The sequence below is a fragment of the Rathayibacter tanaceti genome, from assembly GCF_001634385.1.
Lineage (GTDB): Bacteria > Actinomycetota > Actinomycetes > Actinomycetales > Microbacteriaceae > Rathayibacter > Rathayibacter tanaceti.
In genome coordinates, this window is sequence record NZ_LIIN01000095.1 from 1 (window position 1) to 11,785 (window position 11,785).

The window sequence follows — 11,785 nt, forward strand, 5'->3', positions numbered from 1 at the left end:
GGTGCGCCGCCGCACCGGGGTCGGCCCCCTGCTGCTCTCGGAGCTCGCCCTGCTCTTCGGCCGCCGCCGCACGTGGGCCCTGCTGGCCGCACTCGCGGCGATCCCGATCCTCCTGTCCGTCGCAGTGCGGCTGTCCGGAGGCGGGGGCGCCGGCCCGGTCTTCGTCAGCGCCATTGCGGGCAACGGGCTCTTCGCCGGTTTCGCGGCGATCACCGTCGCCGTGCCCCTGTTCCTGCCGTTGACCGTCGGAGTCGTCTCGGGCGACGCGATCGCGGGGGAGGCTCGCTCGGCACGCTGCGCTACCTCCTGGTGACCCCTGTCGGTCGAGTGCGGCTGCTCGCGGTCAAGTTCATCGCCTCCGTCGCCTTCTGCCTGGCGGCGGCGCTGACGGTGATGATCGTCGGCATCCTGATCGGGCTGGTGCTCTTCCCCGCGGGGCCGGTGACCCTCCTCTCGGGCAGCACTGTGCCGCTCGTCGACGCGATCGGTCGGGCGCTGGTGATCGCGGTCTACGCGGCGCTCTCGCTGGTCGCTCTCGTCGCCGTCGGGCTTTTCTTCTCGACGCTGACCGACGTTCCGGTGGGGGCGATGGCGGCGACCGTCGTCGTCTCGATCGCGTCGCAGATCGTCGGGTCGCTCTCGCAGCTCGATGCTCTGCACCCGTTCCTGCTGACCGACCGCTGGTTCGACTTCGCCGATCTGCTGCGCGATCCGATCGCATGGAGTTCGTTCGGCGAGAACGCCCTCCTGCAGCTCGCCTACGTCGCCGTCTTCGGCTCGCTCGCCATCGGGCGCTTCACCACCCGCGACATCCTCTCCTGAGCCGCGTCACCTCCCGTCGGCCCCTGCGACGACGGCCGGCCGCCCCTCCCGCTGAGCGGTCGAGGTGGCCGGCCGAGGGACCGCGCGATCAGTCCTGCGGAGTGACCCCGAAGCTCACGCCGCCGCCCTCGTCCACCTGGGCGTCGAGCACCTTGTCGCCGAGGGCGACGGAGGCGGCGACGTCGAGGAAGACGCGCGCTCCGTCCTTCTCGACGACGGCGTCCGTCGTCTCGGGGGCCGCCGCGACGGCGACCGCGAAGTTGCGGGCGTCGAGGTCGGTGCCGCTGATGCGCAGGCCGCCCTCGACGGGGGTCTCGGTCTGTCCGGTGATGGTCTTGACGACGGTGCTGGCGTTGTCGGTGAGCGTGAGCATCGGGTCGTTCCTTCCGTCCGTGGTCGATGAGGGGGCAACGTTGCCGAGAACCGTTCCCGTCCTCAAGGCACCCCGGCGGATGTGGAGGGGATGCACACCCGGGCGCCGCCCCGCTCCGCCGGCCGCTCCCGCTCCGCCTGCCACACTGAGCGGATGCACCCCGCCGACTCCTGCCCGTGCGGAAGCCGTCGGCACTACGCCGACTGCTGCCGTCCCGCCCACCTCGGCGAGGAGCCCTCCCCGACCGCGGAGCGCCTGATGCGCAGCCGCTTCAGCGCCAACGTGCTCGGCAGCGCGCCCTACCTGCTGGCCAGCTGGCACCCCTCGACCCGGCCCTCTCGCATCGACCTCGACGACGACGTGCGCTGGCGCCGCCTCCAGATCGTCGACACGGTGGGCGGAGGTGAGGGCGATGAGGAGGGGCTCGTCGAGTTCCGCGCCTCCTACCACTCGCCCGCCGGGGCCGGTCTGGTCCACGAGCGGAGCCGTTTCGTGCGCGAGACCGGGCGCTGGCTCTACCTCGACGGCGAAATGCTCGGCGACGGGTCGTGAGCCCCTGAGCCGTCCTAGTCTGGGAGGCATGGCCAAGGACTTCCTCCGGGCGGACGACGCGTCGCGCTACGAGCTCCATCTCGACGGCGCCCTCGTGGGAGTGCTCGACTACCGCGAGAACGAGGCGAGCGTCTCACTCGTGCGCTCCTTCACCACTCCGCCGTTCCGCGGCCGCGGGTTCGCCGGCGAGCTCGTCGCCTTCGCTGTGGACGACGTGGAGGCGCGCGGTGGACGGGCGATCGTGCCGATGTGCTGGTACGTCGGCCAGTGGTTCGACCAGCATCCCGAGAAGGCGCACCTGCTGGCATCGGCCTGAGCGTCACGGCTCAGCGCCGGCGAGCCCGTCGCGTCTCAGCGGCGGACCGCCGGCTCCACCCCGGCCAGGTCCGGGCCGAGCCCGATGTCGATCAGGCGCACCCGGCCCGCGTACGAGTCGCCGGGCGGCAGCAGCAGACCGGCCTTGATCGCCCCGAAGGTCACCGTCACGTCGGCCCGGAGGACGGTGCTGTCGGGCACCGAACCGTCGTCCGGATGGATGCCGCTCGGCAGGTCGACCGCCACGATCGCCGGGCGCTCCGCCCTCCGGCCCAGGGCGTCGAGGACGGCGGCGACCACCTCTCTGGGCCGCCCGCGCAGCGCTGGCTCCGTCGCTCCGATGCCGAGGATCCCGTCGACGATCACGTCCGAGCGCGCGATCGCGGCGGCGAGAGCACTGGTGTCGCCGTCGGGCACTCGTGCGCAGCCCTCGTCCAGGGCGACGGCGAGGCCGCCGCGGTGCGCGCGCTCTGCGGCGAGAACGAGGGTCACGTCGATCCCGGAGGCGGCCAGCTCCGCCGCTGCGTAGAGTGCGTCGCCGCCGTTGTCGCCGGGGCCCACGAGGACGAGCACCGTGCCGGGCGCCGAGTGGTCGCGCCGTCCGGCGAGGATCAGCCGCAGCTCGCGGGCGAGACCGCCGGCCGCCCGCTGCATCAGCGGCTCGCGGCGGGCGAGGTGCGGTGCCTCCGCTGCCCGCACCTGCGCGGACGTGTATCCCTCGACCATGGGTCCACTGTGCGCTCGGCGCGCGTCGGGTGCAAGGGGCGTCAGGTCTCCTGGACCGCGCGGTCCGCCTCCTCGACGATCGCCCGCATGGCCGCCTCGGCCTCCTCACCGTCGCCGGCCGCGATCGCCGCGGCGACCGCCCGGTGCAGGCGCACCGCTGTCGAGTCGGCCTCCCGGGGCATCAGCGCGTTCCGGGTCCGCCCCGCGAGCACCTCGGCGACGAGGTCGCCGAGCTGGGCGAGCATGCGGTTGCCGGAGGCGTCCAGCAGAGCACGGTGGAACGCCGTGTCGGCGGCGAGGTACGCGGCCTGGTCGGCGGCGCGCGACTGCTGCGCGAGCGTCTCTCCCGCGTGCGTGAGCGTCCGTCGTTGCTCGGGAGTCGCGTGCGTCGCGGCGAGGCGGGCTGCGAGCGGCTCGATTCCCAGCCTCAGCTCGCTCAGCTGGTGGAGCTGCCGGCGGCGGTCCGGTCCGTCCAGCCCCCAGGCGACCACGCGGGTGTCGAGCGCGTTCCAGTGCTCCGGAGGCTGCACCCGCGTCCCTGCGCGCCGCCGCGAGGTGACCAGGCCCAGCGTCTCGAGGACGCGCACGGCCTCGCGCATCACGGAGCGCGAGACTCCGCGGCGCTCGGCCCGCTCGTCGGCGCTGAACGTGCTCCCGGGCGCCAGCTCGCCGCGGACGATCTGGGAGCCGAGCTCGTCCAGGACCGAGAGGTGCAGCGAGGGCGGCGGCGCGGGCATGCGGTCATCCTGCCATCGGCGGGGGTCGCGCCGCCGACGATCTTCGGGCATGATCGGGGCACGCAGGTTATGTCGGACAAAAGCAGCACTGCTGTCCGCTGACCGCCGCACCGATCAAGGACGCTCATGACATCGACCCTCACCGCTCTCCGCGCCGCCGCAGGCGAGGAGGCAGCGGCCACCGCTCCGCAGGGACAGCTGATCCTCGCCGCGATCCTCGGCATCGCCGTGATCGTCGTGCTGATCACCTGGCTCAAACTGCATCCGTTCGTCTCGCTCCTGATCGGCGCTCTCACGACCGGCCTCGTCGGCGGCATGGCCGCCTCCGACGCGGTCGCGAGCTTCGCCCTGGGCTTCGGCAACACGATGGGCGGTGTCGGCATCCTGATCGGCCTCGGGGCGATGTACGGCAAGCTCCTCGCCGACTCCGGAGGCGCCGACCGCATCGTCGACACCCTCGTCGCCCGCTCCAGCGTCCGCGCGCTGCCCTGGGTGATGGGCTTCGTCGGCGCGCTGATCGGCCTGCCGATGTTCTTCGAGGTCGGCCTGGTGCTCCTGATCCCCGTCGTGATCCTCGTGGCGAGACGGAGCGGCCTGCCATTGATGAAGGTCGCGATCCCGACGCTCGCCGGCCTCTCGGTGATGCACGGCCTCGTTCCGCCGCACCCGGGGCCGCTGGTCGCGATCGACGCGCTCGGCGCGAACCTCGGGGTGACCCTCGCCTTCGGAGTCCTGGTCGCCATCCCGACGGTGGTCGTCGCCGGCCCGCTCTTCGGCCGGCTGGCCGCGCGCTGGGCGCCGGTCGAGACGCCTCCGCTCTTCGGAGAGGGAGCGGGGGAGACCCGCGAGCACCGCCCCGGGTTCGTCGTCGCGGTCGTCAGCATCCTGCTCCCGGTGGTGCTGATGCTCGGCAAGGCCGTCGCCGACATCGCCGCCCCCGGATCCACCGACGCGTGGAAGGGTGCCCTCGACTTCCTCGGCACCCCGACCATCGCGCTCGGCATCGCGCTGCTCGCAGGCCTCGTGCTCCTCGGCCGCGGCGGCCGGATGGACCGTGCCGAGCTGCAGGCCTCGCTCTCGAGCTCGCTCCCGCCGATCGCAGGCATCCTGCTCATCGTCGGCGCGGGCGGAGGCTTCAAGCAGGTCCTCGTCGACACGGGCATCGGCGATGTGGTCGCCCAGCTGGCCGAGGGCAGCGGGGCCTCGGCGCTTCTGCTGGCGTGGCTGGTCGCGGTCGTGATCCGCATCGCGACGGGCTCGGCGACGGTCGCGACGGTGACGGCGGCCGGGATCCTCCAGCCGCTGACCGAGTCGATGGACGGTCCGATGGTCGCGCTGATGGTGCTCGCGATCGGCGCCGGTTCCGTGTTCCTCTCGCACGTCAACGACGCCGGCTTCTGGCTGGTGAAGGAGTACCTCGGACTCAGCATCGGCCAGACCCTCAAGACCTGGACCGTGATGGAGTGCCTGGTCTCGGTGACCGGCCTCGCCGGTGTCCTCGTGATCGGTCTCTTCGTAGGAGGTATCTGATGACCGCTCTGCCCACCGTCCCCGTCCGCGTCGTCGTCGTCATGGGCGTCTCCGGCAGTGGCAAGTCGACAGTCGCGTCGCTCCTGGCTGAGCGGCTCGGCTGGGAGTTCCTCGAGGGGGACGACCTGCATCCGCAGGCGAACGTCGACACGATGCACGCCGGGGTCCCGCTCACCGACGAGGACCGCGCGCCGTGGCTCGCCGAGATCGCCCGGGTGGTCGATGAGCGCGTCACGGCCGGGCGCCCGGTCGTCGTGACCTGTTCGGCTCTGCGCCGCCGCTACCGCGACGTCCTGCGCCGCGACGACCTAGTCTTCGCCCACCTCGCTGGCTCCCGCGACCGCATCGGCGAGCACCTCGCCTCCCGCGTCGGGCACTTCATGCCGACGACGCTTCTCGACTCGCAGTTCGACGCGCTCGAGCCGCTCGACGACGACGAGTTCCACGTCCTGGTCGACGTGGGGCGCGCGCCCGACGAGGAGATCACCGAGATCCTCGACCGGCTCGGCCTCGCCCCGGCCGGCGCCTCACCGCAGGGCGTCTAGCAGGCCTTTCCTGGCGAGGGCGCTCTGCCGGGAATCGCGAGGCTCACCCCGGCCGGGCCACCGCTCCGCGGACCTGCAGCCGGCGCCGAACTGCAGCTGGTGCGGGGCACTGCAGCTAGTGCAGGAGCGACTCCACCGGCGTCGCAGGCAGGTCGAAGGCGGCCGCGACGGAGGCGCTGGTCACCTGCCCGTCGTGTGTGCTGAGTCCGCGGGCCAGCGCGGGATCGGCGGCGAGTGCCGCCTCCCAGCCGCGATCGGCCAGAGCGATCGCGTACGGGAGCGTCGCGTTGGTGAGCGCGCGGGTCGAGGTCTCGGGCACGGCTCCCGGCATGTTGGCGACGCAGTAGTAGACGCTGTCGTGCACGGCGAAGACGGGGTCGTCGTGCGTCGTCGGGCGCGAGCCCTCGAAGCAGCCGCCCTGGTCGATGGCGATGTCGACGAGCACCGAGCCCGCCTTCATCGACGCGACCATCTCGTCGGTGACGAGCTTGGGCGCCTTCGCGCCGGGGATCAGGACCGAGCCGATGACGAGGTCGGCGTCGGCGAGCTGCGCCGCGATCTCGTAGGCCGAGGAGGCGCGGGTCTGGATCGCCCCCTGGAACCGGTTCTCGAGCTCGCCGAGGCGGGGGAGGGAAAGGTCGACGATCGTCACATCGGCGCCGAGCCCGAGCGCGTTGGCCGCCGCATGCTCGCCGGCGACGCCGCCTCCGATCACGACGACTTTCGCCTTGGGGGTACCGGGCACGCCGCCCAGGAGGGTTCCGCGACCTCCGGTGGCGCTCATCATGTGGTAGGCGCCGACCGTGATCGAGAGCCGGCCCGCGACCTCGCTCATCGGCGACAGCAGCGGGAGCCGGCGGTCGGCGAGCTGGACCGTCTCGTAGGCGATGGCGGTCGTCCCCGCGCGCAGCAGAGCGTCGGTGCAGGGGCGCGAGGCGGCGAGGTGCAGGTAGGTGAAGAGCACCTGGCCGCGCCGCATCCGCGGGTACTCGGCCTCGATCGGCTCCTTCACCTTGAGCACCAGATCGGCCTCGCCCCAGACCTCGTCCGGCTCGGTCGCGATGCGCGCGCCGGCCGCCGCGAAGTCCTCGTCGCGGACCCGCGAGCCGTGGCCCGCCCCCGCCTCGACGAGCACCTCGTGCCCCCGGCGGACCAGCTCGTGCACACCGGCCGGTGTGGCGGCGACACGGTTCTCGTTGTTCTTGATCTCGGTGGGGATCCCGACGCGCACGGCGGCTCCTTCGCTGCGGCCCGAGGGCGGGCGGTGGACGCCGATCCTGCGCCGGCACTGCTCCTATCGTGCAAAGATCGTCTCCTGTGCGGGGGTTTTCCGCATGATCGATCAGCAGGCCGCGATCCTTCCGCAGAAGCCGCGGCTCAGGAGGAGAGCGGGCGCATGCGACCGAAGGATCTGCACGACCTCGACGACCTCGATCCGGTCGACCGCACGCTGGTGCGCCTGCTCCGGGCCGATGCGCGCACCCCCAACAGCCGCCTCGCCGAGCGGGCGGGGATCGCTCCGTCGACCTGCGTCACCCGCGTTCGCGCTCTGGTCGAGCGCGGCGTCATCACCGGCTTCACCGCCGAACTCGACCCGGCCGCTCTCGGACTGACGCTGCAGGCGCTCATCAGCGTGAACATCCGCGTCGGGCAGCGGCAGGCGATCACCCGGTTCGCGGAGGAGATCCGCGCCCTCCCCGAAGTGGTGCAGCTGTTCTTCCTGGGCGGATCCGAGGACTTCATGATCCACGTCGCCGTCCGCGACTCGAACGACGTGCGCGACTTCGTGGTCTCGAACCTCTCGGCGCACCCGGCGGTCGCCTCCACGCGGACCAGCCTGGTGTTCGATCACCACCGCAAGGGTCCGGCGGTCCCGGAGTAGCGGCTGGGCGGAGTCAGTGCGCCCCGGGGGTCAGGTCTCCGCCGCCGCGCCGCGTCAGGCTGGGAATGCGCGCGGCGAGTCCGGGGATCGCCTCCTCGGCGATCGAGATCTTCGTGTCGCGCAGGCGCTGGCGCAGCAGGGCCTCGACGTCCTCCTCCGGCCGCAGCTCGGCGTCGCCGGCGACCTGCAGCAGGACTCCGCGCAGCTTCTCGTCGAGCTGCGCGTCGTCGCTGCCGTGCTGGATCGGGTGGTCCTGGGATGCGTTCGTCATGCCCTCATGCTGGCACTCGCGCGAGCCGGCCGAGAGGACTTGCGCCGGCGCCGCACGGCAGGATGAGGGCATGCCCTTCACCCGCGCCGAGCTCGCCTCCTTCCGGGACCGCACGGTCGAGGATCTGCTCGGTGACGAGGTCCGCCTCCTCTTCGTGGGCATCAATCCCGGCCTCTGGACGGCCGCGACCGGCGCCCACTTCGCGCACCCCGGCAACCGCTTCTACCCGGCGCTCGTCGCCGCGGGCATCCTCGAACATCCGCTGCGGGTCTCGGAGGGGATGAGCGCGACCGACCGCCAGGCCCTCGTCTCGCGAGGGATCGGCATCACGAACCTCGCCTCCCGAGCCACGGCTCGGGCCGACGAACTGACGACCGGGGAGCTGCGAGCCGGAGCCGGGCGCCTCGTGGCCACCGTCGAGCGCGTCCGTCCCGCCGCCGTCGCGATGGTCGGCATCACCGCCTACCGGGCCGCCTTCGGCCGGCGCGACGCGAAGCAGGGCCGTCAGGAGGAGGACATCGCCGGTGTTCCGCTCTGGGTCCTGCCGAACCCGAGCGGCCTGAACGCCCACGACAGCGTCGCGTCCCTCGGGCGCGCGTACCGGGAGCCGGCGATCGCCGCCGGACTCGTCGCCGAGGTCCCGGAGGAATAGCCGTCCGTCGCCGGAGGTTGCAGAGATCTATGAGTATGCATGAAGTGAAGTTCGGCGTCGACACGTTCGGAGACGTCACGGCCAGCCCCGACGGCAGCCTCCTGCCGCACGGCCAGGTGCTCCGCGACGTCGTCGAGGAGGGCGTGCTGGCGGACTCCGTCGGCATCGACTTCTTCGGGATCGGCGAGCACCACCGAGCCGACTTCGCCGTCAGCGCACCCGACGTCGTGCTCGCCGCCATCGCCGCCCGCACCGAGCGGATCCACCTCGGTTCCGCAGTGACCGTCCTCTCCTCCGACGACCCGGTGCGGGTCTACCAGCGTTTCGCCACCCTCGACGGGCTCTCCGGCGGTCGCGCCGAGGTCATCCTCGGCCGCGGCTCCTTCACCGAGTCCTTCCCCCTTTTCGGCTACGACCTCACGCAGTACGAGGTCCTCTTCGAGGAGAAACTCGAGCTCTTCCACGCTCTGATCCAGGGCGGCCCTGTCACGTGGCAGGGCACCACCCGCCCCGCGCTGACCGAGCAGCGCGTCTTCCCGACGGTCGAGAACGGGCACCTGCGCACGTGGGTCGGCGTCGGCGGCAGCCCCGAATCCGTCGTCCGCGCTGCGCGCCACGGCTTCCCGCTGGTGCTCGCGATCATCGGCGGCTCGCCCGCCCGCTTCCGTCCCTACGTCGATCTCTTCGGACGCGCGCTCGACCAGCTGGAGCAGCCCCGCCTCCCCGTCGCCGTGCACTCGCCGGGCTTCGTCGCCGAGACCGACGAGGAGGCGCGCGAGCTCTACTACCCGCACCACAGGGCGATGATGGACGCCATCGGCCGCGAGCGCGGCTGGTCGCCGATGACGCGCGAGCGCTTCGACGAGGAGTCGGGCCCGACGGGGCGATCCACCTCGGATCGCCCGAGACGGTCGCCCGCAAGATCGCGGGCACCGTCTCTGCGCTGGGCATCGACCGCTTCGACCTGAAGTACAGCGCGGGCACGCTGCCGCACTCGGCGATCATGCGCGCGATCGAGCTCTACGGCACGCAGGTGATCCCGCGCGTGCGCGAGCTGCTCGCGCGCGCCTGAGCGCCGGGTCCAGGCGCCCCGGATTCCGAGCCTGCACCGTGCCCGCTCCCATCGAGCGCTCGGCCGTCGTCGATACACTCGGAGGTCCCTCCGCCCCGACCCTCCCGGAAGCCCATGCCCGACAGCCACGCCGCCCGCACCCCCTACGAGGTGCTGGGCGTCGCCGCCACGGCGTCCGACGACGAGCTGCGCCGGGCCTACCGTCGGCTCCTGCGCGAGACGCACCCCGACACCGGAGGCGACGCCGCCTCCTTCCACGAGGTGCAGCTCGCCTGGGAGAGGATCGGCAGTGCCTCCGCTCGCAGCGACTACGACCGGGGCGCTCCCGCTCCCGGTACCGCCTCGCCGCAGTCGCCGTACACGGGCTCGCCCCGCCCGCCGACCGCCTCCGCCGTGCGCGCCCGCTCCTACGGCCACCCCGGCGGCGCCGCTCGCGAGCACTACCTGCGTCTCGTCCGCGAGTGGCTGGGCCGTGGAGTCGCGACCGATGATCCGTTCGACCCGGCGATCGTCCGCTCCGCCCCGCGGGAGGTGCGCTCGTGGCTCGCGAAGGCGCAGGCCGAGGAGGCGACAGCCGCGCTCGTCGGCGCCCTCGGCATCGCCTACACGATCTGGAACGACGTGGCCGTGGGCGACGGCGGCCTCAAGATCGACCATCTCGTTCTCGGCCCGGCCGGGCTGCTCGCGCTCACCTCGGCCGACTGGGGCGATCCCGTCCGCGTCCGCAAGGGCGAGATCGTGGGCGCGGGCATCGCCGAGGACGAGAAGCCGATCGCCGTGCTCGCGAAGGCCGCGCGCCGGCTCGGCCGCGAGCTCGGCGTGCGATTCTCAGCGAGCGTGGTCGTCGTCCCGGACGAGGCGCTGGAGCAGCCGTTCGAGCAGGTGGAGCGCGGCCGGCACCAGGGCGCGGTCGTCATCCGCCGCTCGCTGCTGCCGCAGCTGCTCCGCTCCGGCACCGACGACCCGCGTCTCGGCGGATACGGCGAGTCGTTCGAGGTGCGCACCCGCGTGCAGAACCGCATCCGCTTCGTCTGATCCGCTCTGCTAGCCGCCGACCGCGACCGGGGCAAGGGGTTAGCGCGCCCGCCGCCCGCGGATCACGATGGGGAGGTGCCCCACCCGGGCATCCCACGACGACGAGCGGAACGAGGACGGACGATGGCGAGATTCGGCTACACCCTGATGACCGAGCAGAGCGGGCCCAAGCAGCTGGTCGGCTACGCGGTCGACGCCGAGAGGCTCGGCTTCGATTTCGCGGTCTCGAGCGACCACTTCTCGCCCTGGCTGACCGAGCAGGGGCACGCCTCCTACGCCTGGACGCTGCTGGGCGCGGTCGCCCAGGCGACATCGACCATCGACCTGACCACCTACGTCACGGCGCCGACCATCCGCTACCACCCGGCGGTCGTCGCCCAGAAGGCCGCGACGCTCGCGATCCTCTCGGACGACCGCTTCACCCTCGGCCTCGGCTCGGGCGAGAACCTCAACGAGCACGTCGTCGGTGAGGGCTGGCCCTCGGTCGCCGTCCGGCAGGACATGCTCGAGGAGGCCGTGCACCTGATCCGCGAGCTGCACACCGGCGAGCTGGTGACCTGGGAGGGCGAGTACTTCCGAGTCGATTCCGCGCGGATCTGGGACCTGCCGGACACACCGGTCGAGATCGGCCTGGCCGTCTCCGGCCAGAAGTCGATCGAGCGCTTCGCCCCGATCGGCGACCACCTGATCACCACCGATCCCGATCCCGAGCTCATCGCGCAATGGACTGCGGTCCGCGGCGCCGACGCTGCCCCCTCGCGCACGATCGGGCAGATCCCGATCTGCTGGGCTCCTGACCGGGAGCGGGGAGTGACCCTCGCGCACGAGCAGTTCCGCTGGTTCGCCGGCGGCTGGGCCGTCAACTCCGATCTGCCCACGCCGGCGGGCTTCGCGGGGGCGAGCCAGTTCGTCCGTCCGGAGGACGTCGCCGAGCAGATCGCCTGCGGCCCCGATCTCGACGAGCTCGCGCAGAGCGTCGTGCCCTACCTCGAGGCGGGCTTCACCGACATCGCGCTGGTCCAGGTCGGCGACGAGCTTCAGCAGCGCTTCCTCGACGAGGCGGCGGAGGGGCTGCTCGAGCGCCTGCGCGCGCTCGCGCCGTGACCGGGCCCGGTCAGAATCCGCGGAGCCGCTCGATGTCGCGACGATCGCGCTTCGTTGGGCGCCCGGCGCCGCGGTCGCGGGCGATCACGGCCGGAGCCGACTCGCGCGTCGGGGGGCGGCGGCGTCCTGTCCTCGACGCACTCGGCGGCGACCGGCGCACCCACCGCTG

14 protein-coding genes and 3 pseudogenes are annotated in these 11,785 nt (G+C 72.6%); 11 read left to right on the forward strand and 6 right to left on the reverse strand.

From position 1 onward, the window contains the following. Positions 1–313, forward strand: a pseudogene (locus ACH61_RS19085) (ABC transporter permease); the annotation flags it as partial. Further along, a complete protein-coding gene (locus tag ACH61_RS19090) occupies positions 310–822 on the forward strand; it encodes a hypothetical protein (protein ID WP_330220161.1) in 513 nt (170 codons plus the stop codon). The pseudogene ACH61_RS19085 and the gene ACH61_RS19090, both read left to right, overlap by 4 nt. Before the next feature lie 88 nt (positions 823–910). On the opposite strand, the gene ACH61_RS11280 is transcribed toward ACH61_RS19090, so the two are convergent. Then, on the reverse strand, positions 911–1,195 hold the full coding sequence (locus tag ACH61_RS11280) for a hypothetical protein (protein WP_068212145.1): 285 nt from the start codon (positions 1,193–1,195) through the stop codon (positions 911–913). Between the two features lie 153 nt (positions 1,196–1,348). Between ACH61_RS11280 and ACH61_RS11285 the strand changes: the two genes are divergently transcribed. Both ACH61_RS11285 and ACH61_RS11290 read left to right on the forward strand, forming a co-directional pair. Continuing rightward, positions 1,349–1,747, forward strand: coding sequence for a YchJ family protein (locus ACH61_RS11285; protein ID WP_068212172.1), 399 nt, complete (start codon positions 1,349–1,351; stop codon positions 1,745–1,747). Positions 1,748–1,775: 28 nt separating this feature from the next. Then, on the forward strand, positions 1,776–2,063 hold the full coding sequence (locus tag ACH61_RS11290; protein ID WP_068212151.1) for a GNAT family N-acetyltransferase: 288 nt from the start codon (positions 1,776–1,778) through the stop codon (positions 2,061–2,063). 35 nt (positions 2,064–2,098) lie between these two features. Here ACH61_RS11290 and ACH61_RS11295 read toward each other — a convergent pair whose 3' ends face one another. Together ACH61_RS11295 and ACH61_RS11300 are read right to left on the reverse strand one after the other, a co-directional pair. Continuing rightward, a complete protein-coding gene (locus tag ACH61_RS11295; protein WP_068212153.1) occupies positions 2,099–2,788 on the reverse strand; it encodes an NAD(P)H-hydrate epimerase in 690 nt (229 codons plus the stop codon). A 41-nt stretch (positions 2,789–2,829) separates the two neighbouring features. After that, positions 2,830–3,525 (reverse strand): FadR/GntR family transcriptional regulator, encoded by a 696-nt coding sequence (locus ACH61_RS11300; RefSeq protein ID WP_068212155.1) that lies wholly within the window; start codon positions 3,523–3,525, stop codon positions 2,830–2,832. A 126-nt stretch (positions 3,526–3,651) separates the two neighbouring features. Here ACH61_RS11300 and ACH61_RS11305 point away from each other — a divergent pair, with 126 nt between their 5' ends. Beyond that, on the forward strand, positions 3,652–5,055 hold the full coding sequence (locus ACH61_RS11305; protein WP_068212157.1) for a GntP family permease: 1,404 nt from the start codon (positions 3,652–3,654) through the stop codon (positions 5,053–5,055). Beyond that, positions 5,055–5,600 (forward strand): gluconokinase, encoded by a 546-nt coding sequence (locus ACH61_RS11310; RefSeq protein ID WP_068212158.1) that lies wholly within the window; start codon positions 5,055–5,057, stop codon positions 5,598–5,600. Before ACH61_RS11305 ends, ACH61_RS11310 begins: the two co-directional genes overlap by 1 nt. A 115-nt stretch (positions 5,601–5,715) precedes the next feature. On the opposite strand, the gene ald is transcribed toward ACH61_RS11310, so the two are convergent. Further along, positions 5,716–6,831, reverse strand: a complete 1,116-nt coding sequence (gene ald, locus ACH61_RS11315) for an alanine dehydrogenase (RefSeq protein WP_068212160.1) — start codon at positions 6,829–6,831, stop codon at positions 5,716–5,718. 165 nt (positions 6,832–6,996) lie between these two features. Here ald and ACH61_RS11320 point away from each other — a divergent pair, with 165 nt between their 5' ends. Next, entirely contained in the window at positions 6,997–7,482 is a 486-nt protein-coding gene (locus ACH61_RS11320; RefSeq protein WP_068212163.1) for an Lrp/AsnC family transcriptional regulator, read from the forward strand. A 13-nt stretch (positions 7,483–7,495) separates the two neighbouring features. On the opposite strand, the gene ACH61_RS11325 is transcribed toward ACH61_RS11320, so the two are convergent. Then, on the reverse strand, positions 7,496–7,753 hold the full coding sequence (locus ACH61_RS11325) for a hypothetical protein (RefSeq protein ID WP_132505168.1): 258 nt from the start codon (positions 7,751–7,753) through the stop codon (positions 7,496–7,498). A 70-nt stretch (positions 7,754–7,823) separates the two neighbouring features. Here ACH61_RS11325 and ACH61_RS11330 point away from each other — a divergent pair, with 70 nt between their 5' ends. From ACH61_RS11330 to ACH61_RS11345, 4 genes and pseudogenes are all read left to right on the forward strand, one after another. Continuing rightward, on the forward strand, positions 7,824–8,405 hold the full coding sequence (locus tag ACH61_RS11330) for a mismatch-specific DNA-glycosylase (RefSeq protein ID WP_068212167.1): 582 nt from the start codon (positions 7,824–7,826) through the stop codon (positions 8,403–8,405). A 35-nt stretch (positions 8,406–8,440) separates the two neighbouring features. Next, positions 8,441–9,477 (forward strand): annotated as a pseudogene (locus ACH61_RS11335) (LLM class flavin-dependent oxidoreductase). Between the two features lie 114 nt (positions 9,478–9,591). Then, a complete protein-coding gene (locus ACH61_RS11340; RefSeq protein WP_068212169.1) occupies positions 9,592–10,512 on the forward strand; it encodes a J domain-containing protein in 921 nt (306 codons plus the stop codon). A 123-nt stretch (positions 10,513–10,635) separates the two neighbouring features. After that, positions 10,636–11,616: a TIGR03557 family F420-dependent LLM class oxidoreductase gene (locus tag ACH61_RS11345; RefSeq protein WP_068212171.1), complete on the forward strand. Its 981-nt coding sequence runs from the start codon at positions 10,636–10,638 to the stop codon at positions 11,614–11,616. A 10-nt stretch (positions 11,617–11,626) separates the two neighbouring features. On the opposite strand, the pseudogene ACH61_RS18450 reads toward ACH61_RS11345, so the two are convergent. After that, positions 11,627–11,785, reverse strand: a pseudogene (locus tag ACH61_RS18450) (RNA-binding S4 domain-containing protein); the annotation flags it as partial.

What these genes read in the sequence shown, in the direction of transcription:
- ACH61_RS11285 (WP_068212172.1), top strand. Translation starts at nt 1,349, where the DNA reads ATGCACCCCGCCGACTCCTGCCCGTGCGGAAGCCGTCGGCACTACGCC.
- ACH61_RS11310 (WP_068212158.1), top strand. Translation starts at nt 5,055, where the DNA reads ATGACCGCTCTGCCCACCGTCCCCGTCCGCGTCGTCGTCGTCATGGGC.
- ACH61_RS11330 (WP_068212167.1), top strand. Translation starts at nt 7,824, where the DNA reads ATGCCCTTCACCCGCGCCGAGCTCGCCTCCTTCCGGGACCGCACGGTC.
- ACH61_RS11320 (WP_068212163.1), top strand. Translation starts at nt 6,997, where the DNA reads ATGCGACCGAAGGATCTGCACGACCTCGACGACCTCGATCCGGTCGAC.
- ACH61_RS11290 (WP_068212151.1), top strand. Translation starts at nt 1,776, where the DNA reads ATGGCCAAGGACTTCCTCCGGGCGGACGACGCGTCGCGCTACGAGCTC.
- ACH61_RS11325 (WP_132505168.1), bottom strand. Translation starts at nt 7,753, where the DNA reads ATGACGAACGCATCCCAGGACCACCCGATCCAGCACGGCAGCGACGAC.
- ACH61_RS11300 (WP_068212155.1), bottom strand. Translation starts at nt 3,525, where the DNA reads ATGCCCGCGCCGCCGCCCTCGCTGCACCTCTCGGTCCTGGACGAGCTC.
- ACH61_RS11305 (WP_068212157.1), top strand. Translation starts at nt 3,652, where the DNA reads ATGACATCGACCCTCACCGCTCTCCGCGCCGCCGCAGGCGAGGAGGCA.
- ACH61_RS11295 (WP_068212153.1), bottom strand. Translation starts at nt 2,788, where the DNA reads ATGGTCGAGGGATACACGTCCGCGCAGGTGCGGGCAGCGGAGGCACCG.
- ACH61_RS11280 (WP_068212145.1), bottom strand. Translation starts at nt 1,195, where the DNA reads ATGCTCACGCTCACCGACAACGCCAGCACCGTCGTCAAGACCATCACC.
- ACH61_RS11340 (WP_068212169.1), top strand. Translation starts at nt 9,592, where the DNA reads ATGCCCGACAGCCACGCCGCCCGCACCCCCTACGAGGTGCTGGGCGTC.
- ACH61_RS11345 (WP_068212171.1), top strand. Translation starts at nt 10,636, where the DNA reads ATGGCGAGATTCGGCTACACCCTGATGACCGAGCAGAGCGGGCCCAAG.